The following is a 21140-nucleotide window of genomic DNA, read 5'->3' as shown; positions in this document are numbered from 1 at the left end:
CCGATCCTGGTTCTCGTCAACCGTCTGCAGAAGCAACATCCCGCGTGAACGCGCTGTCCGAACAGATCCTTTCCGAATTGCGCTACCTGCTGAGCGAGATGAGCGACGGCGGCAGCGTCGGTCCGTCCGTCTACGACACGGCGCGAGCTCTGCAGTTCCACGGCAACGTCACCGGTCGGCAGGACGCATACGCGTGGCTCATCGCGCAGCAACAGGCCGATGGCGGATGGGGAAGCGCGGACTTCCCGCTGTTCCGCCATGCGCCCACGTGGGCGGCGTTGCTGGCATTGCAGCATGCCGATACTCTTCCCGGCGCTGCCGACGCAGTCCAGGCTGCAACCCGGTTCCTCGAGCGCCAGCCCGATCCCTACGCGCATGCGGTGCCGGAAGACGCGCCGATCGGCGCGGAGCTGATCCTGCCGCAGTTGTGCGGCGAGGCCGCATCCTTGCTGGGCGGCGTGGCGTTTCCGCGCCACCCGGCGCTATTGCCGTTGCGGCAAGCGTGCCTGGTCAAGCTGGGGGCGGTGGCGACGTTGCCGAGCGGCCATCCGTTGCTGCACTCCTGGGAAGCCTGGGGGACGTCGCCGACCACCGCATGCCCGGATGACGACGGCAGCATCGGCATCAGTCCGGCGGCCACCGCCGCGTGGCGTGCGCACGCCGTGACGAGCACGCCACAGGTCGGGCGCGCCGACGCGTATCTGCAGGCGGCATCGCGGGCGACGCGCAGCGGCATCGAAGGTGTCGTTCCCAACGTCTGGCCGATCAATGTGTTCGAGCCATGCTGGTCGCTGTACACCCTGCATCTGGCCGGGCTGTTCGCGCATCCCGCGCTCGCCGAGGCGGTGCGCGTGATCGTCGCGCAGCTCGACGCCCGCCTGGGCGTGCGCGGTCTGGGCCCGGCCTTGCACTTCGCGGCCGATGCGGACGACACCGCCGTTGCGTTGTGCATCCTGCGCCTTGCAGGCGGCGACCCGGCGGTCGATGCGTTGCGCCATTTCGAAATCGGCGAGCTGTTCGTCACCTTCCCCGGCGAGCGCAATGCCTCGGTGTCGACCAACATCCATGCCCTGCATGCGTTGCGACTGTTGGGAAAGCCCGCCGCCGGCACCAGCGCCTACGTCGAGGCCAATCGCAACCCGCACGGTCTATGGGACAACGAAAAATGGCACGTTTCGTGGCTGTATCCAACCGCGCATGCGGTCGCTGCGCTGGCGCAAGGCAAGCCCCAGTGGCGCGACGAGCGCGCGCTGGCGGCGCTGCTGCAGGCGCAGCGCGACGACGGCGGCTGGGGCGCCGGTCGCGCGTCCACATTCGAGGAAACCGCCTATGCGCTGTTCGCGTTGCACGTGATGGACGGGAGCGAAGAGCCGACAGGGCGCCGGCGCATCGCGCAGGCGGTGGCGCGTGCGCTGGAGTGGATGCTCGCCCGCCATGCGGCGCATGCATTGCCGCAGACGCCGCTGTGGATCGGCAAGGAACTGTATTGCCCCACCCGGGTCGTGCGCGTGGCCGAACTCGCCGGGTTGTGGCTGGCGCTTCGTTGGGGGCGGCGCGTCCTGGCCGAGGGAGCAGGAGCGGCGCCATGATCCAGACCGAACGCGCGCTGCAGCAGGTGCTGGAGTGGGGGCGTTCCCTGACCGGGTTCGGCGACGAGCATGCCGTGGAAGCGGTCAGGGGCGGCCAGTACATCCTGCAGCGCATCCACCCGAGCCTGCGCGACACCAGCGCCCGCACCGGCCGCGATCCGCAGGACGAAACGCTGATCGTGGCGTTCTATCGCGAACTGGCGCTGCTGTTCTGGCTCGACGATTGCAACGACGTTGGCCTGATCGCGCCGGAGCAGCTCGCCGCCGTGGAGCAGGCGCTGGGGCAGGGCGTGCCGTGCGCGCTACCCGGATTCGAGGGCTGCGCTGTGCTGCGCGCTTCGCTGGCCGCGCTCGCCTACGATCGTCGCGACTATGCTCAGCTTCTCGACGATACCCGTTGCTACTGCGCGGCGCTGCGCGCCGGACACGCGCAGGCGGCAGGGACGGAACGCTGGTCCTACGCCGAGTACCTGCACAACGGCATCGATTCGATCGCCTACGCGAACGTGTTCTGTTGCCTGTCGTTGCTGTGGGGGCTGGACATGTCGACCTTGCGCGCGCGTCCGGCGTTTCGCCGGGCCCTGCGGCTCATCTCCGCGATAGGGCGCCTGCAGAACGATCTGCATGGACGCGACAAGGACAGGTCGGCCGGCGAGGCCGACAACGCGGCGATCCTGCTGCTGCAGCGCTATCCGGCTATGCCTGTGGTGGAGTTCCTCAACGACGAGCTGGCCGGCCATACGCGCATGCTGCACCGGGTGATGGCGGAAGAACGCTTTCCCGCGCCGTGGGGACCGTTGATCGAGGCCATGGCGGCCATCCGCGCGCAGTACTACCAGACCTCGACCAGCCGCTACCGCAGCGACGCTGCGGGGGGAGGCCAGCGTGCGCCGGCCTGAACGCGCGGGAGGCGGCGGCGTGCGCGCGCTGCCGTCGGTCCGATCCGACGCAACGCCGTCGCCCGATGCGACGGATGGAGCGAGCATGAGCGACACCGCCCTGAGCCGGCGCAAGGACGGCCATCTGGACATCGTGCTGGATCGGCGAACGGCGCCGGCCACGGTCGCCGCCGGCTGGGAGTACATCCGTTTCGAACACTGCGCATTGCCCGAGTTGGACCTGACGCAGATCGACCTGCGCGCCTCGCTGCTGGACAAGACCATGCGCGCACCGCTGCTGATCAGCTCCATGACCGGCGGCATGCCACGCGCCGAGGCCATCAACCGGCATCTGAGCGAGGCAGCGCAAGCCTTGGGGATCGCCATGTGCGTCGGTTCGCAGCGCGTGAGCCTGCAATCCCGCAACTCCCAGGGGCTGACGCGCGCGCTGCGCCGCCTGGCCCCAGACATTCCCTTGCTGGCCAATATCGGCGCCGCGCAACTGCGCGAGGCCGACGGCCTGGACCTGGCGCGCCGGGCGGTGGATGCGCTGGAGGCCGATGGACTCATCGTCCATCTCAATCCGCTGCAGGAAGCGGTACAGCCGGAGGGCGACCGCGACTGGCGCGGCGTCCTGGCGCAGATCGCTCGCGCCGCGCGCAGCGTGGGCGTGCCGATCGTAGCCAAGGAAGTTGGGTCGGGCCTGTCCGCCTCGGTGGCCTGTGCGCTCGTCGAGGCGGGCGTGGCGGTGATCGATGTCGCCGGCGCCGGCGGCACCAGTTGGGCCGCGGTGGAGGGCGAGCGCGCCCGCGATGCCGCCGACCGTGCAGTGGCGATGGCGTTCGCCGATTGGGGGATTCCGACCCCGGCCAGCGTGCAGGCGGTACGTCGGGCGCTGCCAACGGTGAAGCTGATCGCGTCGGGCGGGATCCGCGACGGCGTCGACGTGGCCAAGGCCATCCGCCTGGGCGCGGACATCGCCGGGCAGGCGGCCGGCGTGCTGCGCGCGGCGACGGTGTCCACCGAGGCGGTTGTCGCCCATTTCGAGATCGTCATCCGCCAGTTGGCCGTCGCCTGCTTCTGCACCGGCTCGGCTGATCTGGCGGCGTTGCGTCAGGCGCGCTTGTTGCCCTCGGCGCATCTGCCCGCCGGTTGATGCCGGTGTCGCCCGCACGTGGCGGCGGGCGCCTAGTCTTACTGAGTCAGAAAGTCGCGGATGCGGGGGGATTCGCGCTGGACGCGGATTTGTTAGCGTGCTGATTCGATTTCATATCCGCGCACCAACGCCGTTCGGCATCATAAAGTTTATTGACGATGGCCTTATCGCCATATCGGACCTTGTCGACATCTACGAGTGCTGAATTCATGGCGTTGATCTGAAGCGCCTGATCGTTCGTCGGTGGCGAGAACACAAAATCCTGCTCCTCCGGTTGGTCAGCGTCGTTGTTGGCAAGCGCGGCCGAGCTTTTTCCCGTGATGCAGTGCGCGGCGGTCAGTACCCAGTTGGCGCCGACGGTTGTCCCCGTGCATCCCTCGACGCCCAAAGTCCCGGGCCGGGTGATCGAAAGCTTCACCACTTCCGGGAACTGGCGCCAGGAGAATTCCGGGCGCTTGTGGCTGAGCGTCTTCAGGAACGAACTGGTCCCTATATTGCACCCCAACACCTCGCTGTCGTCTCCGCCCCACGCAGCGGCTTCTCGGAAGACGCTCTGTGCATTCACACCTGGTTGAAGGTGAGCAAGTGTGTCGGGAGGAAGCTTGATCGGAGCGTCTTTGGGAAGAGGATCGAGAGGGAAGATGATGCACGTTGGGCAATGATCTGGAGTGTCGAAACCCAGGTGGAATTTCGTGACTTTGGGTTTAAGGTCAAACGTGTCGAAGCCGAAACTGAGCCCCTCACCCGGTTGGTTATGAACAGCATCTGACCATGAAGGATTAGACCATGTCGCGATTGAGTGTGGGGCGACATTGAGTTTTGTAAGTGCACCACCGTCGAAGGCGCCTTTGAGGCCTGCCCCAAATTCTATCTGGGGGTCAATTCCGACGTCTCCGGCAAAGCTTGGTCCGGCCACGACGAAAAACACCAAAGCCGCCAATAGTTGCTTCATTGTAAGCCATCCCAACAACCCCAATCATGAGATCGCATTTCAAAGACGACGACAAGTATGGATGGATAAAATATTTCAATTGACTGGGGCCGGGTCTCTCCGTCTCGACGACGCCTGCCACGACCGTCTGCATCGGTGAAAAAGAAAAGCGCACCGTCCTGGACGGTGCGCTGTGGCACAATGGCAGAGTAGCCGGCTCCTAGGGCGATGCCTAGCAACCCAGATCTGCGCCATCGGCTACACATTGATGCGGCCGAGCCTACGGGCGTCGTCGGCCCAAACGGATAGCTTCTTGGTAGCCGTCCAGTGGATGTAGCGCTCGATGCCAAGCCCGAAAGGGCCGCGCACCGACTCCGGCTCTTGTTAAATTGCAGCGCAAAGCTTGGTATGGCCGGGAAATTGCCCCAGAGCCATCCGTTGATAGCATTGCCTCAAACTGGTCTCCTCGACCACCTTTTATGATCGAGGAGATGAGGCCGTTGGAGGGGCAATTTCCGCTCAGGCATCGACGAGGCCGACGCCTACTTCTGTGATGGAGGCGGGGGTGGCGCAACGGTGGACGGGACGCCGGGGTAGCCGCCCGGCACCGGGTTCGGCCCCGGCTTACCGCCAAGCGAGCCAACATTCATCGTGTTGCAGCTATTGCCATCCTGGCAGGGCGAAATGTACTGCCCATGAGCCGGGGGATTGTCGGTGTGGTTCTGAGCCTCGGCCGAGATAACGGGGAGCCCAACGATGAAGCCGACGGTGAGAATGAAATAGCGCATTGTGTTCTCCTGATAATTTCGAGGGAAAGGACAGCCTTCGCCTGGCTCGCGATGTGCGCGAGCCAGGCGCAATGGCTGGTCAGAGGATGCGCCCGCGCATCATCCAGAATTTCGTTCCGTTGGCGAAAACGGTCTCCGTCCAGCCCGTCGGAGCAATGGTGAGCTTGTTATCAGGCAGGACGGGACCAGAGATCGTGCGCTCTTCGCACTGCCGTAGATTGGTAACCGTTACGGTGCCGTTCTGCTGATACTGCGCGGGCCGGAAGGGGTAGAACCAGGCAATTGCGCCGCCCTGCCCGTCGGGCTGCACGCAGATCGAGGTCGCGCTGTCCGAGTCCGCAACCGGCGAGGTCTTAGCGTCTCCAGGCATGTTCTCGCTGCGGCACTTCTGCGGCGAGCCCCAGCAGACGGGGAGGATCTCCCCCGGGTTCTTCACAATGGAGTTGAACGTTTTGTTGATCCCCCTGCCGACGGGAGCGACATTCCTGCTCCACCAGTCCGCCGCGTGCGCAGCGGGCAGAAAGCTGGTCATGCTCAGCACGAAGATCCCAGCGGCGGTGTACTTCTTAAGATGACGATTCATTTCGATTCTCCTCTCTCTGCTGCGTTGGCGTCATTGCCCATGAGCGAAGGAAGCCAAAGCCGTCTGATAAGCGGTAAGCATGATGGAAAGGGTACGCTTCGAAGCTCCTCAGGATTGCCCCGGTTCCGTTCGGAACCTCGCCTAAGCAATCCATGCTTCTTTTCTAGCGGCGGCATTGCGCCGACGCAGGGCGTTTCAAGAGTCTTGAACTTTTCTCCTAAAGACGATGCCAGGCCCCTGCCCGGCATCGCGATGTCATTTGGACGACCACAGAAAGCCCGGAGTGTTGCGCTCCGGGCTTTTTCGGCGTCAGCTACACGCTGATGCGGCCGAGCCTACGCGCGTCGTCGGCGTAAGCGGATAGCTTCTTGGCAGCCGTCCAGTGGATATCGCGCTGGATACCAAGCCCGAAAGGGCCGCGCACCGATTCCAGCTCTGCGATCGACACGCTGCGGAATTCGGGGAAGCCGAGATCGCAGAAGCCTAAGGTGCTTCATGCCCTGCAGTGCGACGCTCGGACAGGTTGCACGGGTCTGTCGACGGCGCCGGATCGAGCGCTTCCTATGTTCCAGTAGGGCAGCATTGACCCGCGGAACGCTTCCATTGCGCGCGCACTGGGAGACGGCGCCGGTGCCAAAGCAGATCAGGCAGTCAAGGTCTGTCATGCCGAGGCGCGCCCATCCTGTTTCCTCGCCAGTTGCTTGAGCCGCGCCCGCTTTTCGTTCTGGAGTCCAGTAGGCTGGGTAGTGGTTGGCGCGATCGAGGGATTCCGCGTCCTTCAATCTAGCTATAGGCTGGGAAGGGCTCCTTTGGGTCCCGTGGTCAGGATCGTTCGAGATGGCTGCGACCCGCGTTCAGGCCCGAGTGGCTCCTCCGACGGATCGAACCCAATACCGGCGCCATCTTTTCTTCGTTGGCTTCGTCGAACCACGTGTCAGTTAGCTAGTGTACCGTCGCAGTGATTGTGACGGGTTAGTCTACGCCGAGAATGGGCAGGTCCTGTGGCGGGACGAGCAACTGGATGCTGCGAGCGACACCGGGCTGCTTGTCGATCAAGCCGAGTTGGTTGAGGGTCTTGAGCATCTGATGGACTGACGGTGCGGTGACCCTGAAGTAGCGCTGGAAGTCCGCCTCCGCCGGAGCGCGGCGATTGATCTGCGAATAGGCCCAGATGAAGGCGAGGTACTGGCCTTGTTTGGCGGTGAACCGTACTGTCGGCGCCGGCGTCTTTCGGTCAAGCAATTGATTCATTGTAGATTCACCTAGGCTCTTCCACCAAGAAGGGCTTTGGGAATGAACATACGATATCGGGTCGAACTCAGCCAATCCGAACGAGACGAGCTGCGTGCTTTGGTGAGCGGGGGTAAACTGCCGGTGCGGCGGCTCAAGCGGATGCAGATCCTGCTGGCCGCCGACGCCGGGGTCGCCGACGAGGCCATCGCCATCTCGGTGCAGACCAGCGACTCGACCATCTACCGCACCAAGAAGCGCTTTGTGGAGATCAGCCTGGAGGCCGCCCTCAGTGAAGGGCCGCGTCCGGGGGCGGCTCGCAAACTAAGCGGCAAGCAGGAGGTGCAACTGGTGGCGCTGGCCTGTTCTGATCCGCCGCAGGGATGCGCCCGGTGGACTTTGAAGCTTCTGGCCAACGCCCTGGTCGAAGTGATGGAACACCCGAGCGTCTCACGCGACACCGTCCGCCGGCGGTTGAACGACAACGATCTGAAGCCCTGGCAACAGAAGATGTGGTGCATCGCCAATATCGATGGGGAGTACATCGCCCGCATGGAGGATCTCCTCGATCTCTATGCCGAGCCGCATGATCCCAAGCGACCGGTGGTCTGCTTCGATGAAAGTCCGATCCAGCTCATCGGCGAGGTGCGCGTGCCCATCGTGCCGAAACCCGGAAAGCGATACCGCTACGACTCCGAGTACAAGCGTAACGGCACGGCCAACCTCTTTGTCATGGTCGACGCCAACCGGTCGTGGCGCAGGGTCAAGGTCACCGACCGGCGCGCAAACGAGGACTTCGCCGTCTGCATGCGCGACCTGGTCGACGTGGACTATCCCGGCGCCGACAAGGTCCGCGTCGTGATGGATAACCTATCAACCCACACGGCCTCCGCTGTCTATCAGACCTTTCCAGCAGTCGAGGCGCGTCGGATCTTGCGACGCCTGGAGTTCCACTACACACCCAGGCACGCCAGTTGGCTCAACATCGTCGAGATCGAAATCGGCGTTATGCGCCGCCAATGTCTTGATCGCCGCATCGCTAGCCGCGACCTCCTTGAAACAGAGATCCGGACCTGGGAACGCCGCCGCACCGAAAGTGGCGCCCGCATCCGCTGGATGTTCTCCACACAGCAGGCCCGAGCGAAGATGGCAAAATCCTATCCCACGCCATCTCTCAAAGAGTCATAATCACCGCGACGCGACACTAGGCGATCCGACTAGGGGATTTCTGTAGCAACAGCGACGGCTTTATTAGTATTTTGCGTTCTACACTCCATGATATGCCGCTTCGCATAATCTCGAGCCGAACTTTGACACCCCCTAGACCATCTTCGATTGAGGACATTTCAACATCCTTTGGCCCAGCACCAATCGGGAGGCTGGTTTGGCGTGGATACGCTTTGTTACCAAACGAAAGTTCGTTGTAACCCTGCGTCATACAGAAATGCCAAATATCCGGCTTGATCGGGGAAAGTGCGAGTGGCATAGGTTGGTGGCATATCGTCTCTTTGACGGATATGAGGATGTGATGATTGAAGGAGCACGTCGATGCCCGGGGAACCAAGCAATAATATGATTGAACTTACTGCAGATATCGTTGCCGCCTATGTCCAGAAAAACGCGGTGCCAGTCTCTGTATTGCCCGATTTGATTGCGAGCGTGAATTCGGCACTGTCTAATATTGGTGCGTCAGCTCCCATCGCAGAACCCGCCCCGACGCCGGCAGTCAACCCCAAAAAGTCAGTGTTTCCGGATTATATCATCAGCCTTGAGGACGGTAGGAAATACAAGTCGCTTAAGCGCCATCTTGCGACCAGTCATGGGCTGACGCCTGATGAATACCGGGCGAGATGGGGTTTGCCGAAAGACTATCCCATGGTTGCGCCAAGTTATTCGGCGACCCGATCGGCTTTGGCAAAGTCGCTGGGCTTGGGAAGGAAGGCAACTCCAGTCAAGAAACCTGCGGCGAAACGCAAGGCGAAGGCCTGATGCAAGGCCATCAAGGCCAGGGGGAGCTTTTTTGGCATGCTGAGAAATCACCGGGATAATGTCGGCGCCGATGCATCGGACCGTGACGATGTTACCCTTTGGGATCTGGCCGACCCGGATGAGGCGGTCAAAGCCGCTCTCGAAGTTTATGGGCCGAGCGCGGCTTCTGCCGCGGCCGACTGCGCCTTGACGGCACACTTCGACGGTCGCGATCGCGACTACCGCTTTTGGTCTGCAGTTTTCTCGAAGCTGAATGACGGTAAATCTCCAGGCACGCAGCTCGCAAGTTAGTTGGCGGCATTAAGAAAGCCGCGGAACGGCTATCGCCCTCGACACTCAACGCCATCCCGAGGATGGCGTTGAGCATCGTGACGGACGTTACACCCGGATGCGACCGAGGCGCCGAGCCTCGCTGGATCACAGTGAATGGCATTTCATAGAGCTTAAATCTAGGAATCAAGTCTAGCAGGCATCGAAACAGAAAACGCGATTGCCAACCGCCACAATTGCGAAAGCATGGATCACGTTAGGTCGGCGATGTCCTAAGGGAGCATCGCGTTTTTTGCTATCTTCGAATTCAGGGAGTCCTTTGGCTTGCGGGTCTCCGTCAACTTGTCGGTAGTGCAGCTTAAGAACAAGGCCTTGCTGGATGGAATTGTAGAGGCCTTGGCATGCGTACTTTTACCATCATGCTCGTCGCCTTCGGCATCGCGAGCCCGATAGGGGATTGACCAAAAGCTGCAGCGTTCGTGCTTAAAGCGCATCGCTTTGAAAGAGCCCTCCGACGCGCTTTAAGCCTTCAAAAAGGGCCAGCGATGAAAATGAGGGCCATGGGCGATTTGTTCGCCGGTCGGGCCGAGCTACCTTCCAGTTGTAGCAAATATTGACAATATTTGCGACGCTCACCATAATTCAGGAGGACGAAAAGGAATTGGCTCATGGCCGCAGACAACAGCATTCATGTCCGCGTCGGCGGGCAACTCCAGGCCCATCTCCAGCAGCAGATTGGTGAGAACGGCCTCTATGAAAACGCGAGCGAATATATCCGCGCCCTGATTCGCCGCGATCTGCAGACCCGCAACGAAGCATGGGATTGGCTGAAAAGGCAGCTGGAGCCGGGCCTGAGGGCTGACGAAAGCGAATTCAAGGCCGTATCGGCCCAGGATGTCATTCGGCGCAACCAAAGCCGAAGCCTCTAGGCATGGCAGGGTTCCTGTTTTACCCGCCAGCGGACGCGGCGCAGGACGGGATCTGGAATGATACCGTTGAGCAATGGGGCGAAGCGCAGGCCATCCGCTATATCACCGACCTGCATAAGCACTTGCAGACCCTTTCCGAAACACCTGCGCTCTGGCGAAAGCTCCCCGGCAACCTGGCGATTTCGGCCGATTTGAACCTGGACGCCTATTTCAGCCACCACGGCCGGCATTACGTGTTCTTTCGGAAGCTAACCGGTGACCGGATCGGCGTCATAAGCATCCTGCATGATCGAATGGATGTGCCTGTACGGCTGGCCGAGGATCTCCAGGCCCTGGCAGCGCGATCCGAAGACACGTAGCAGGCTCGGTCGGCCCGAAGCCGCGATTTGGCGCCACCGGTGGCCGCATCCAGCTTTTGGTCGCTGGTGCGAGAAAGGCTACCCAAATCTACTCGGTAACGGACTTCGCAAGATTGCGTGGCTGATCGACGTCTAAACCCATGCATGCGGCCGTATGGTAGGCGATCATTTGGATCGGCAGCGCATAGAACAATCGAAGCAAACAGCGGATTCATCTCCGGCAAGATGATGGTTGTCTCGGGCGTAATGCCACATTCAGCCGCGCCCCTCGAATCCGCAAACAGAATGATGCGGCGGCCGCCCGCGGCGACCTCTTAGCAAGTGCTGCTCGCGCTCGAGCTGCGCAACCCTGACCATAGTCCGACTTCTGCAGCCTGTGCCTGCCATCGGCCCAAGCGCTCCCTTGTCTTGACACCTCGCAACCGGGGTCTATGCCGAGATACGACAAGGGCCAGGCTTCACGCATCTGATGCTGTCGAGGCAAAAAAACGGCCGGTGCCAAGCAGGGGGAGGTTACCTGATGGCGCCGGCCAAGCGGCGGGATAGAGGTCCGCCGCGCACCCAAACCTAGCTGAGTCTTTACGCAACGTCACTTGTGGTTGGCTTGCGCGCGTCGGATCGCCGCTCGCTTAACACGTGAGGGAATGCGCTCCGCCGATCAAATACTCGTGATCTCTGTGAACGTGCTGCTGCAAAAGGCTCAGCTAGCCCGGATTGTTAGGACGGCAACGTCCCGAACGGATCGGGCGAAGATCCGCGGCGGCGCCTGGTTTGAACTATGCCAGTGCCGCCCTCCAAGGCGGTCGCAGGGGGGCGGGTTGACCGAACCCACGAAGCATCATTTCGCCGGAATTGAAACCTACGTCGTCAATGCCCACATCATCCGCGTAGGTGGCGCATCGTTACAGAGGTGCAACATGGTTGGTTCGTTTTTCCCCCGGGCATCGTTCAGAGCGGATTTTGGCTCTGGATCGGGCGGTGGGTTGCTCCCTAGCGACAATCCCGGCGTTTTGACCCGGAAAATCGGCAGCATTGCCCATATCGCGCTCCATGATTTCGAAAGGGAGCGCGCAAAGCTGTTCTTTAAGGTCTACGAAAAGAAGCTGCCGTTCCGATATTACGCCCCTGCCTTCGTCGTCGCTGAGCTTGAAGAAGCGCACCGAAAGCACCCGACCACGGACATGGTGCATAAGAGTCTGGCCTGTTTTCTCGACCAGACCTTCCAGTCCGCCACTGAGGCGCTGCAAGGCGCTGTTTGGCATGGCATCGTCTGCCGCCAACAATCCGATGACAGCAGCAAGGATATCGTGCGTCTGAATGACACCCAGCGCAACCCAAGCAAGCAGGATCGAGCAGGGACTGAAAACGCTTCATTCGGAATTCGCTCTTCGCCTGGCGAAGGAGTCCTAGGAAGAAAAAATCGAGACTCTTGAACCGCCCCGCAATGGCAAAGCGCGGACGCTACACGGCGGCATGGGTTGCAAAGGTGAGGTTCCAAGCGGAACCGAGGCAATCCTGGAGGATGCGTCCACGCGTGCCTTTATCATCATGCTCGTCGCCTTCGGCATCGCGAGCCCTATAGGCGCCGCTCGTGCCGGAGGTTGGGGACACGGACCCAGCTGGCATCAAGTTCGCAAAGACGCGGGAGCCATAGCCCGGGGCGCAGGCCACACTGTGTAGAAGGCGGTCCAGGAACTCGGCAAAGTCAAGGTGAACGTTGCTATCGGATCGGCGGGGACGCACGGAGCGGGTATGCGCGGTGACGCCCCCTGCACGATTGACGAGGCCAACCAAACCCAACAGCTACCGGAGTACCCGCGGTTCGAGAATTCGACCCGTTCGAGACAAGAAGTTTTTGACGGGCCCTGTCGAGGCATGGGTTGTGAAGGCCCGATTGAAACCAATCCCGGCAACGATCTCCCCGAGAGATTGCCCGAGCCCGTGGGCGAGCCCGTAGCGGATTGACCAAACGCTTTCTGTGTTCGTGTCGTCGTCGATCGGCATCCGTCGGCTCTCTCGTCGGCTTCGGGCATGATGATTTACAACCAATAGCACATCATTCTTCATGCTTCGGCTGTTCGGGCTGATGATGCTGGAACTGCCGCCGCACGTTGCCGCGAGAATGGGCCATCATGTCCAACGGCAGGGCGAAACCGACACGGAAATACAGTCATTGCTGGATACGCAGGCGGAATCTGGAGGGTTATGTGAGGTCGCATCGGTCGTCGCGGCGAGCTCGAGCGACCTCACATAAGCCGGATTGAAGTAAGGCGCGGGTTGTTAGCCGCTGTTATGGAGATAGTAGGGCACGCTGTTTGACGGCGATAGCGAATTCGTCGCGTGCAGCGGTGGCACGACCGAATTTTGGCTTGATCCGGCGACCTTCGCGAGCAGCTTGGCGGGCGATCGGTGGCGATTTTTGCGCTCTCAATGCACACTGTCGGTCTTTCGGTGTGACCAGGGCCAAGCGGTGTCGCGCGCAGGCGGGGCGCTTGGTTTTGCGGGCATATCGGAGGGGGTGCGGATTGTCGGAGTTCATGATGTATCGCACCAGAAAGATGATGGCCGGGGCGGCGAAACAGGCGCAACAGTGATCCCTGTCCTGTGCATGGGACGCCGGCAGTCAGGGCATTCGTAGGACTGCCTGTGCTGTGATTTGCCGGCCTGCTGCTGCCCGCCTGCTGGTGATGGCTGGTCGAGGAGCTGCCTGCAGAGACCGATCCGATCCCGTCGGTGGCTATTGGCGAGAAAGCCGAAGTGACGCATGCGGTGGAAGCCGGCGGGAAGCACGTGAAGAAGAAAGCGCCGGATGAACTCGCGCGGGTCAAGGCGCATGATCTTCTCGCGGTCCCGACCATTGCCACGGTAATCCTTCCATCTGAAGGCAACATGGCCGTCATCGACCTCGACGATGCGGCTGTTGGCGATGGCAACACGATGGGTGTAACGGCCGAGATAGGCGAGCACCTGGTCAGGGCCGCCGAACGGTGGCTTCGAATAAACAACCCATTCGACGCGGCGAGCACGCGCGAGATGGCGGGTGAACGCCTCGTCGTTGAGATGGCTGAGTTCGTTGGAGAAGCGGAGTTCACCGTGAGCGAAGACGTCGGCAAGGGCAGTCAGAAAGAGCCGCCGAAACAGGCGCGACAGCACGCGCACGGGCAGAAAGAAGCCCGGCCGGCAAGCGACCCATCTTGACCTGCCGGGCGAGAGACCGCCGCCGGGCACGACGCAATGGACATGGGGATGATGGGTCATGGCCTGGCCCCAGGTGTGAAGCACGGCGACGATGCCGATCTCGGCGCCCAGCCGCTTGGGGTCGGCGGCAACGGCCTGCAGCGTCTGGGCTGCGATCCGCATCAGCAATGCATAGACGACCGCCTTGTTGTGAAAGGCGATCTCGGCGATGCCAGGTGGTAGCGTGAAGACCACATGAAAGTACGGGACCGGCAACAGATCGGCGACGCGTGCATCGACCCACTCCTTGCGGGCCGCGCCTTGACACTTCGGGCAATGGCGATTGCGGCAGGAATTATAGGAGATGCGGGTCCTGCCGCAATCGTCGCAGGCATTGACGTGACCGCCGAGCCTGGGTGTCCGGCAAGCTTCGATCGCGCCCATGACGCGTCGCTCGCCGCGGCCCAGATGGCCGGCGTTCTCACGCCTGTAGGAGCTCCCATGTCGTCGAAAGATGTCGGCGACTTCGAAGGTGGGGCGCAACCGATTACGATTCCGGCGGCGTCACCTCCAGTCGTAATCGATCGAGCGGACTGGCCGTCGACCGGATCGTGTCAGTGGAGACCTGCGTATAGCGCGCTGTTGTCGAGAGGTGGGCGTGGCCGAGCAGGACCTGGATGATGCGGATATCGGTCCCGTTCTCGAGCAGGTGAGTGGCAAAGGAATGCCGCAGCGTATGGACGGTGACGTGCTTGGAAAGACCCGCCGCCGTAACCGCCGAACGGCAGGCGGAATGCAGCACCCACGGCTCGATCGGCTTGTCAGGATCGCGCCCAGGAAACAGAATGTCCTTGGGCCGCGCCAAGCGCCAATAGCTGCGCAGGATACCGAGCAGTTCCGGCGACAGCATGACGTAGCGGGCTTTGCCGCCTTTGCCACGCGTGATGTGGATCACCATCCTTGAGCTGTCGATATCGTTGGCGCGAAGACCACAGACCTCCGAGACCCTGAGACCGGCGGCATAAGCTGTTGTCAGAGCCACCCGCGCCTTCAAGCTGGAGACAGCTTGAAGAAATTCGACGACCTCGTCGCTGGAAAGAACAACCGGCAACCGGCGAGGCTCGCGCGCATACGGAATATGCTCCGGGATTGTATCCTGGCCGAGCGTTACGCCATAGAGGAACCGGAGTGCACAGACGATCTGGTTCAATCCCGACCAGGAAATGCCCTTCGACACGAGGTGAACCTGGAAGGCATGGATATCGTCAAGGCCTAGCCGATCGGGCGATCGGCCAAAATAGCGGCTAAACTTTGCGACTGCATAAAGGTAGGATTGCTGCGTGGCCGGAGATAGATTGCGGACTGTCATGTCCTCGATCATCCGGCGACGCAGAGGGCTCATCTCAGCCATCTGGATCTCCTGTCTGAAGGATGGGTTTGCAACACCCAAATCCTCTCAGACAGGAGGCGTCTCTCAAAGCGGGCACCAATTGCCGCGACTAGCGGCTTAGTTCAATCTCATCTAACGGTCGTCTGCCGACAGCGATTCCGAAAGGGCCAAGGGTCCGAAGGACGGGAACGCCTCCGGAGGAAGGGGTCCACCGTCGGCGGAGCCACGGCGAAAGTGCCGGCATAGCCGCCCCTTCTCCTTATGGTTTCGACGGTATTTCGCCGACGAAACGGACCTCGGGGGCTATCGCTCCGATCGGCCTGGACGGGCGGTAGTCCGGATCGAAGTCGAGCAGCCTGCCCGCCCTGGAGCGGTTGTAGATGAGCCCGGGGATTGATACCCAACCCATCAGCGGTACACTGCCGTCGCCGGGGAAGAAAGCACCGAAGGCGAGCATGTCGTTGTGTGGCGATCTTTCGGAGAGCAGCCACTCCGATCCCGTGTCCAGCGAAATAATTCGAACGACCGGGAAATGATCGAGAGAGCGTCCGCGCTCTGCTGAGGCTCGGCCATTTTCGAGCAATTTTTCCATTTGTGCGATCGGAATCATTTTGCCTCTCCAGAGAGCCTGTCGTTCAGCCTGCTTTCCATCAAGAGGCACGCTGTAGGTTGATCGGCCATGTCATCCACCCCCTTTGTGGCGGTGCGGTCGCGACGAGCGGTCCTGCAGGCGGTCGCACCCTCTGTCCGATGCTGCGTAACCTACGCGGACAGTCGCCAGGCAGACGCGTGCGGCGGCCTTCGGCAGCTGCGCGCCCAGCACCGCTTGAACAAGTTGCTCTCGACCGAGCGGCACTGAAGGTTCGCAACCTCAGCTTCCTCGGCCCGACCGGGTGGACAGCCTGAGAAGTCACAGCTAGGCGAATAGGCCAAGAAGAGTTGGGCAGACGCCGCATAGCGTGATCACGGATATTGGCATATATCACAACAAAGCAGCTTGGCCTTAGGTCGCTATTCGGCGTACCGGCGCTCCAGCGCGGTTGCAATTCGCTCGCAAAGCAATTCTGATGTCACGACTGTGAGGTGGAGACGGAGGCGAACTCCGCGTGCATCAACTATGGTAGTGACAATACCGCGATCAGAATACTCGGCGAGGTCGAGAACATCGTTGATGATGAAGTCTGGTATTTCACGAAGCCTCTCAGGGTGCCCATCCACTGGGGTATCCTCCCAGATTGGTGGTTTTCCAGGCAGGCCAAGCCTAACTCTCTGGAATTCGGCGTAACTCTCGGCAACGGCTTTAGCGTTGAATGAATGCCGAGTTACTTTGCCATTTTCGACGACCTGAACAATCCATTGGCCGTTGAGATTGTTCAATCTCACGTCGCTCGGTTCTCCCGCAACCATATTCGCCATCCGTTTCAGCAATCAGGAGGGAGGAATGACAGTGGACGTCCCAAGCCGCGGTATCGGCATTTAGACCGAAAACGACATCGACAACCCTCGGTTATAGACGACGAGCGCAGGGCTGCTCGTCACGGACCGCCGAAACCCAGCTCTCAGCAAGCCGTCGCCCGAAAACGTAGCCACTGCGGCCCTGGCCGAGCCTAGACGGCAAGTCTCTTGTGGGTGATAGACGGCGCTACAGTTGCATGATCGAGGGAGCCGTACGGATGATCTCGTCCCAGCACTCGACGATCGTGTCGGATCGGATTATCCACGCCATGCTTTGGCCCGGGATAGCAGTTCGCAGGTCCAATCGAGGCGAGCCGGCGTTCGGGCAGATGCGCAGCCGTGGCACGAAACCGGTCAAGCAGATGGCAGAGGTCGACAACATGGTCTGAGGCCTCTACGCCCTTGCGAACCTGTCTTCGGCCGAAATGGCGACCTATGGGGAAGGACGGCCGGTTTGGGAGAGCAGGGGCATCGACGGCGCCACCGCACATGCTGCCTAGAGCAAGGACGAAACCCGCCGATCGTTCGGCCGTATCCATCAGTCGCTGTACCAGGACTATGCGGTCTATTCGCTCGCCACGCTTCTCGAGCAGACCAAAACGCATCCCTTCACCCTCGGCCGCTTTCTGGCATGCGCGACAAGTCCGAATGAACTGCATCTGACGCCACGGCCAGGGTCGAAGCAAGGCAATTCATTGTTCTTCTAGCAGGGGTTACCAAAATCACTCGACGGTAACGGACTTCGCAAGATTGCGTGGCTGATCGACGTCTAAACCCATGCATGCGGCCGTATGGTAGGCGATCATTTGGATCGGCAGCGCATAGACAATCGAAGCAAACAGCGAATCCATGACAGGCATGATGATGGTCGCTTCGGGAGTAATGCCACATTCGGCCGCGCCCCTCGAATCCGTAATCAGAATGATGCGGCCGCCGCGCGCGGCAACCTCTTGCATGTTCGAGGCTGTCTTCTCGAAGAGCGCGTCATGTGGGGCAATGACGATGACCGGCATGTCCTCATCGATCAGCGCGATGGGACCATGCTTGAGCTCGCCGGCCGGATAGCCTTCGGCATGAATGTAGCTGATTTCCTTCAGCTTCAATGCGCCTTCCATGGCCAGTGGGAAGCTTGTCCCACGACCAAGATAAAGCGCGTGGCGGGCCTTGGCGAGCGTGTGACTCAGCTTCTCGATCTGCGGCTCCAGTTCTAGCGCCTTTGCCAGAAGGCCAGGCAGCGCGATCAGGCTTTGGACATGACGTGTTGCGTCCTCTTTGGAAAGCTTCCCGCGGCTTTGCGCTGCCGCGACGGCGAGGCAAGCCAACACCGTCAGCTGACAGGTAAAGCTCTTGGTCGAGGCGACTCCGATCTCGGGGCCTGCAAGCGTGGGTGCAACCGAGTGGCTCTCCCGCGCTATCGTCGAGGTTGCTACGTTGACCACCGAGAGGACAGTTTGTTTCTCTCGTTGCGCATAGCGCAGGCACGCCAAGGTGTCAGCGGTTTCGCCTGATTGCGAGATGAAAAGCGCAAGACCGTTTTCCGGTAAAGGTGCCTCGCGATAGCGGAACTCGGAGGCAACATCGATTTCGACCGGCAGGCGCGCGAGGTGCTCGAACCAGTATTTGGCGGTCAAGCCGGCATAATAGGCGGTGCCGCAGGCTGAAATCGACACGCGGATCAAGGCCTTCCAGTCGATATCGATGTCGACGGGCAATCGGACGCTGCCTGTGACCATGTCGATATATTGCGTCAGCGTGTGACTGACCACTTCGGGCTGCTCGTAGATTTCCTTTCCCATGAAATGCCGATGATTGCCTTTGTCGACCAGGAATGCACCAGCGGCGACACGCTGGGCGCGACGTTCGACCGGCGCATTGGCCTTGTCATAGAAGGTAGCGCCCTCACGGTTGAGAACGACCCAATCGCCCTCTTGCAGGTAAGCGATGAGACTGGTGAAGGGCGCAAGCGCGAGCGCGTCAGACCCGAGATACATCTCGCCGTCGCCGATGCCGACGGCCAGTGGCGAGCCCCTGCGTGCCCCAATGAGCAGATCTTCCTCGCCCTGGAATAGGAAGGCGAGCGCGAAAGCGCCACGCAGCAGCGGCAGGGATGCTCCGACCGCTTCGAACGGGGTTCTGCCGCGATCGAGTTCGCGTGTGACGAGATGTGCGACGATCTCGGTGTCGGTCTCGGTGTCAAATACACAGCCGTCCGCCTGCAATTCAGCGCGCAATTCCCGAAAATTCTCGATGATGCCGTTGTGAACGACTGCAAGCTTTGCAGTCGCGTGCGGATGGGCATTGGTCTCGTTGGGCTTACCGTGCGTCGCCCATCGAGTATGGCCGATACCTATCAACCCGTCGAGCGGTTCCATCGAGAGCCGAACTTCGAGATTTCTTAGCTTGCCTTCGGCGCGTCGGCGCGTGAGCAGCCCGCCTTCCAGCGTAGCAATGCCAGCCGAATCATAGCCGCGATATTCAAGCCGCCGCAACGCTTCCAGCACCTTCGCCGCAACTGCTTGCTTACCCAGAATTCCAACAATGCCGCACATACTATGATCCTCAAAAAAATGTCATTTGTGGTAAAGCCTGTAGCGATCGCGGGCTTAGCACGACTGCTTTTCCGGTTCCCGAGCGGGCCAGACATAGCAATCTGGCCTACCCTCACGCGCTACGTCCGGCACAACGGGCGAACTGCGTCCGCATCACGACAAATCGGTGAAATCGGCAGCCGCCGGCGAATTGACCGGCCCGCACTGCGGAAAATTGCCCCTTGAACGTCGCATCCATCAAACTCCACCGGTTATCGCTGCTCGTTCAGGTAAATCGAGGTGTCCAGCACTGGCCGGTCGCCTGCCGCCTCACGTCGGACCTCAAAAGCAAACTATGATCAGCTCAAGGCCCGGAAAACCCTCAAAGGGCTCGTGATCTGCCAAAACGGCCGTGATGAAAAACCAAAATGGCTCCCGAACACTCTCATCAAGGTCGACCGGGGAAGTCCCAAGTGAGGCTTGACTAATCCGGATACTCCAGATGGTCATCTGCCACTTCGCTGGCACGACGAAGGCCACTCAAGTCTTCCATACGGTCCTACTTGCGTGATGACGCAGGCAAGCGCATCGCGAGCGCCTAGTGGCTTGAAATCGATCCTTTCAAGTTCCGCGCCACCAGCATATGCGATTTGCGGAACCAGCTCAGGCCGGTTTTGCGAAATAATTTCATTGCCATAGGCTAAATTATTTTCTGAGCGGATAGCGGCCTGCGACTCCAAAAGGGAGATCCCTGGCGACGTTGTTGTTGTGAGGCCGTAGGCTGGGCGGCCAGAAAAGGGTACACCTATGAAAAGATTGTCCTGAGCGGAAACTAAAGCTCCGTTGCTTGCAAAAATACCATAGGTCGACCCTGACGTGCCATTCCCTCGATCGAATGGGGTGAATGCAAATACATTGTTGGTGGCGTCCAGCAACACTCGGCCGAAGGCTCGCGGTTGTCTTTGCCCCGCCCATTCGAAGAAATTGGCAAAAAGCGTCACCTTGTACAGCGGCGCTAGGGGTTCAGAGTTGGCTTTCGCATAGTCAGGGCAGTCAACTGGACCAACGGTTGCATCGCCGCATCCGTCCGTTCCCAAAAGCATAGCTTTATCATGATGCCCAAATCGATTGAATGCGATCGTCATATGTCCGCCAGCGTTTGGCATAAGGTTGCCCACGCCGGATGTGATATCGAGTTCGCCATCGCCGCAAGTCTCGAAATCATTATAAAGGAAGGCCAGCCGATCGACCGACCCGGAAACGGTTATACAGTCTCGAAAATCCTTCCCATCTGCTCGCCCCTTGTTCTCGCCCGTATAAGGATACTTCCTCATTTTCAGCCCGGAAATAATCACATTCTGCCTGCCAGCAAGAATTATCAGTGCTATATCGGCGTCTGCGACAAGTGTCACGCCTGTACATTTGCCGTCAATAGTTGTATTGTCGCTAGGCCGTAACGCTGAGTATAGTTTAATCACGTGCCCTTTCAACTCCGGAGAAAACTCGATACGAGTAGCCGTGCGATGCCTATATCCGAATTCCACCGCCTCTCGCAGTGTCCCCGGCAGTGGCCGAGTTCTCGGTTGATTGTCCTCGTCTGAATGGACCTGCAGGACTACCCCCCCCTGCCCACCGCTCGTTTGCGCGTCTCCGGCAAATCCTGGTATTTGGTCGAAATCCTGCTTTTTTTGCTGGCAAGCATCGTGAAGGCCAATTTCTTCAGCCCGTGCTCTCGCCGAGTTTACAAGTGCTATAGCTTGAGCTTGAGCAAATTCGTCCAAAATTGCCGAGGAGGCTGAAATTGCGATCTGGGGCGTCAAAAACGCTGACAGCGCAAATAGACGGAAGGAGATTACCAACATTTTGAGGTATGTTGCCACGAATTACT

General features: G+C 60.5%; 21 protein-coding genes and 1 pseudogene. 9 read left to right on the top strand and 13 right to left on the bottom strand.

Going from position 1 to position 21140, the window contains the following annotated elements:
- The first annotated feature begins 44 nt into the window (after positions 1–44).
- From DBIPINDM_RS02060 to fni, 3 genes are all read left to right on the top strand, one after another.
- Positions 45–1589, top strand: a complete 1545-nt coding sequence (locus DBIPINDM_RS02060; RefSeq protein ID WP_258581198.1) for a hypothetical protein — start codon at positions 45–47, stop codon at positions 1587–1589.
- Entirely contained in the window at positions 1586–2488 is a 903-nt protein-coding gene (locus DBIPINDM_RS02055) for a terpene synthase family protein (protein ID WP_258581197.1), read from the top strand. The genes DBIPINDM_RS02060 and DBIPINDM_RS02055 overlap by 4 nt, the downstream gene beginning before the upstream one ends.
- Before the next feature lie 85 nt (positions 2489–2573).
- Entirely contained in the window at positions 2574–3623 is a 1050-nt protein-coding gene (gene fni, locus DBIPINDM_RS02050; protein WP_258581196.1) for a type 2 isopentenyl-diphosphate Delta-isomerase, read from the top strand.
- 46 nt (positions 3624–3669) lie between these two features.
- Here fni and DBIPINDM_RS02045 read toward each other — a convergent pair whose 3' ends face one another.
- The 6 genes from DBIPINDM_RS02045 to DBIPINDM_RS02020 all read right to left on the bottom strand — a co-directional run bounded on the left by DBIPINDM_RS02045 (position 3670) and on the right by DBIPINDM_RS02020 (position 7176).
- Positions 3670–4575 carry a S1 family peptidase gene (locus DBIPINDM_RS02045; RefSeq protein ID WP_258581195.1) on the bottom strand — a complete coding sequence of 302 codons (906 nt, stop codon included), beginning with the start codon at positions 4573–4575 and terminating at the stop codon, positions 3670–3672.
- Positions 4576–4812: 237 nt separating this feature from the next.
- A complete protein-coding gene (locus DBIPINDM_RS02040) occupies positions 4813–4923 on the bottom strand; it encodes a DUF2958 domain-containing protein (RefSeq protein WP_258581194.1) in 111 nt (36 codons plus the stop codon).
- A gap of 173 nt (positions 4924–5096) precedes the next feature.
- Positions 5097–5342, bottom strand: a complete 246-nt coding sequence (locus DBIPINDM_RS02035) for a hypothetical protein (RefSeq protein WP_258581193.1) — start codon at positions 5340–5342, stop codon at positions 5097–5099.
- Between the two features lie 79 nt (positions 5343–5421).
- Positions 5422–5925: a hypothetical protein gene (locus DBIPINDM_RS02030; RefSeq protein ID WP_258581192.1), complete on the bottom strand. Its 504-nt coding sequence runs from the start codon at positions 5923–5925 to the stop codon at positions 5422–5424.
- A gap of 313 nt (positions 5926–6238) precedes the next feature.
- Positions 6239–6373, bottom strand: coding sequence for a DUF2958 domain-containing protein (locus DBIPINDM_RS02025; protein WP_318036881.1), 135 nt, complete (start codon positions 6371–6373; stop codon positions 6239–6241).
- A 524-nt stretch (positions 6374–6897) separates the two neighbouring features.
- Positions 6898–7176: a LexA family protein gene (locus tag DBIPINDM_RS02020; RefSeq protein ID WP_258581105.1), complete on the bottom strand. Its 279-nt coding sequence runs from the start codon at positions 7174–7176 to the stop codon at positions 6898–6900.
- Between the two features lie 42 nt (positions 7177–7218).
- Between DBIPINDM_RS02020 and DBIPINDM_RS02015 the strand changes: the two genes are divergently transcribed.
- From DBIPINDM_RS02015 to DBIPINDM_RS01995, 5 genes are all read left to right on the top strand, one after another.
- Positions 7219–8343: an IS630 family transposase gene (locus DBIPINDM_RS02015; protein WP_258580779.1), complete on the top strand. Its 1125-nt coding sequence runs from the start codon at positions 7219–7221 to the stop codon at positions 8341–8343.
- A gap of 360 nt (positions 8344–8703) precedes the next feature.
- Positions 8704–9144 (top strand): MucR family transcriptional regulator, encoded by a 441-nt coding sequence (locus DBIPINDM_RS02010; protein ID WP_258581191.1) that lies wholly within the window; start codon positions 8704–8706, stop codon positions 9142–9144.
- A gap of 36 nt (positions 9145–9180) precedes the next feature.
- Positions 9181–9435, top strand: a complete 255-nt coding sequence (locus DBIPINDM_RS02005) for a hypothetical protein (protein WP_258581190.1) — start codon at positions 9181–9183, stop codon at positions 9433–9435.
- Between the two features lie 647 nt (positions 9436–10082).
- Complete coding sequence (locus DBIPINDM_RS02000; RefSeq protein ID WP_258581189.1) at positions 10083–10343, top strand: ribbon-helix-helix domain-containing protein; 261 nt, start codon at positions 10083–10085, stop codon at positions 10341–10343.
- Positions 10344–10345: 2 nt separating this feature from the next.
- Entirely contained in the window at positions 10346–10702 is a 357-nt protein-coding gene (locus tag DBIPINDM_RS01995; RefSeq protein ID WP_258581188.1) for a type II toxin-antitoxin system RelE/ParE family toxin, read from the top strand.
- A gap of 88 nt (positions 10703–10790) precedes the next feature.
- Here the strand turns inward: DBIPINDM_RS01995 and DBIPINDM_RS43550 are convergent.
- Positions 10791–11016: pseudogene (locus DBIPINDM_RS43550) on the bottom strand (glutamine--fructose-6-phosphate aminotransferase); the annotation flags it as partial.
- A gap of 504 nt (positions 11017–11520) precedes the next feature.
- Between DBIPINDM_RS43550 and DBIPINDM_RS01985 the strand changes: the two are divergent.
- On the top strand, positions 11521–12135 hold the full coding sequence (locus DBIPINDM_RS01985; RefSeq protein ID WP_258581187.1) for a hypothetical protein: 615 nt from the start codon (positions 11521–11523) through the stop codon (positions 12133–12135).
- Between the two features lie 1102 nt (positions 12136–13237).
- On the opposite strand, the gene DBIPINDM_RS01980 is transcribed toward DBIPINDM_RS01985, so the two are convergent.
- The 6 genes from DBIPINDM_RS01980 to DBIPINDM_RS01955 form a co-directional block, all read right to left on the bottom strand.
- Positions 13238–14422 carry an IS91 family transposase gene (locus DBIPINDM_RS01980; RefSeq protein ID WP_258580585.1) on the bottom strand — a complete coding sequence of 395 codons (1185 nt, stop codon included), beginning with the start codon at positions 14420–14422 and terminating at the stop codon, positions 13238–13240.
- Positions 14423–14426: 4 nt separating this feature from the next.
- The gene (locus DBIPINDM_RS01975; protein WP_258580584.1) at positions 14427–15290 is read right to left on the bottom strand and encodes a tyrosine-type recombinase/integrase; all 864 of its coding nucleotides are present in this window, start codon (positions 15288–15290) and stop codon (positions 14427–14429) included.
- A gap of 238 nt (positions 15291–15528) precedes the next feature.
- Positions 15529–15879, bottom strand: a complete 351-nt coding sequence (locus tag DBIPINDM_RS01970) for a DUF2958 domain-containing protein (protein WP_258581186.1) — start codon at positions 15877–15879, stop codon at positions 15529–15531.
- A 401-nt stretch (positions 15880–16280) separates the two neighbouring features.
- Positions 16281–16646, bottom strand: coding sequence for a hypothetical protein (locus DBIPINDM_RS01965; RefSeq protein WP_258581185.1), 366 nt, complete (start codon positions 16644–16646; stop codon positions 16281–16283).
- 800 nt (positions 16647–17446) lie between these two features.
- On the bottom strand, positions 17447–19273 hold the full coding sequence (gene glmS, locus DBIPINDM_RS01960; RefSeq protein WP_258581184.1) for a glutamine--fructose-6-phosphate transaminase (isomerizing): 1827 nt from the start codon (positions 19271–19273) through the stop codon (positions 17447–17449).
- 485 nt (positions 19274–19758) lie between these two features.
- Positions 19759–21132: a hypothetical protein gene (locus DBIPINDM_RS01955; RefSeq protein ID WP_258581183.1), complete on the bottom strand. Its 1374-nt coding sequence runs from the start codon at positions 21130–21132 to the stop codon at positions 19759–19761.
- Between the last annotated feature and the right edge of the window lie 8 nt (positions 21133–21140).

The organism is Mesorhizobium sp. AR02 (assembly GCF_024746835.1).
In the GTDB taxonomy this organism is placed as follows: Bacteria; Pseudomonadota; Alphaproteobacteria; order Rhizobiales; family Rhizobiaceae; genus Mesorhizobium.
Note: the sequence above shows the minus strand (reverse complement) of the source record. Positions and strands in the feature narration are given on the sequence as shown.

Bases quoted from the DNA above. Each gene is read 5' to 3' on its own strand.
- DBIPINDM_RS02055 (WP_258581197.1), top strand. From the start codon at position 1,586: ATGATCCAGACCGAACGCGCGCTGCAGCAGGTGCTGGAGTGGGGGCGT.
- fni (WP_258581196.1), top strand. From the start codon at position 2,574: ATGAGCGACACCGCCCTGAGCCGGCGCAAGGACGGCCATCTGGACATC.
- DBIPINDM_RS02045 (WP_258581195.1), bottom strand. From the start codon at position 4,575: ATGAAGCAACTATTGGCGGCTTTGGTGTTTTTCGTCGTGGCCGGACCA.
- DBIPINDM_RS02035 (WP_258581193.1), bottom strand. From the start codon at position 5,342: ATGCGCTATTTCATTCTCACCGTCGGCTTCATCGTTGGGCTCCCCGTT.
- DBIPINDM_RS02030 (WP_258581192.1), bottom strand. From the start codon at position 5,925: ATGAATCGTCATCTTAAGAAGTACACCGCCGCTGGGATCTTCGTGCTG.
- DBIPINDM_RS02020 (WP_258581105.1), bottom strand. From the start codon at position 7,176: ATGAATCAATTGCTTGACCGAAAGACGCCGGCGCCGACAGTACGGTTC.
- DBIPINDM_RS02015 (WP_258580779.1), top strand. From the start codon at position 7,219: ATGAACATACGATATCGGGTCGAACTCAGCCAATCCGAACGAGACGAG.
- DBIPINDM_RS02010 (WP_258581191.1), top strand. From the start codon at position 8,704: ATGCCCGGGGAACCAAGCAATAATATGATTGAACTTACTGCAGATATC.
- DBIPINDM_RS02005 (WP_258581190.1), top strand. From the start codon at position 9,181: ATGCTGAGAAATCACCGGGATAATGTCGGCGCCGATGCATCGGACCGT.
- DBIPINDM_RS02000 (WP_258581189.1), top strand. From the start codon at position 10,083: ATGGCCGCAGACAACAGCATTCATGTCCGCGTCGGCGGGCAACTCCAG.
- DBIPINDM_RS01995 (WP_258581188.1), top strand. From the start codon at position 10,346: ATGGCAGGGTTCCTGTTTTACCCGCCAGCGGACGCGGCGCAGGACGGG.
- DBIPINDM_RS01975 (WP_258580584.1), bottom strand. From the start codon at position 15,290: ATGGCTGAGATGAGCCCTCTGCGTCGCCGGATGATCGAGGACATGACA.
- DBIPINDM_RS01970 (WP_258581186.1), bottom strand. From the start codon at position 15,879: ATGATTCCGATCGCACAAATGGAAAAATTGCTCGAAAATGGCCGAGCC.
- glmS (WP_258581184.1), bottom strand. From the start codon at position 19,273: ATGTGCGGCATTGTTGGAATTCTGGGTAAGCAAGCAGTTGCGGCGAAG.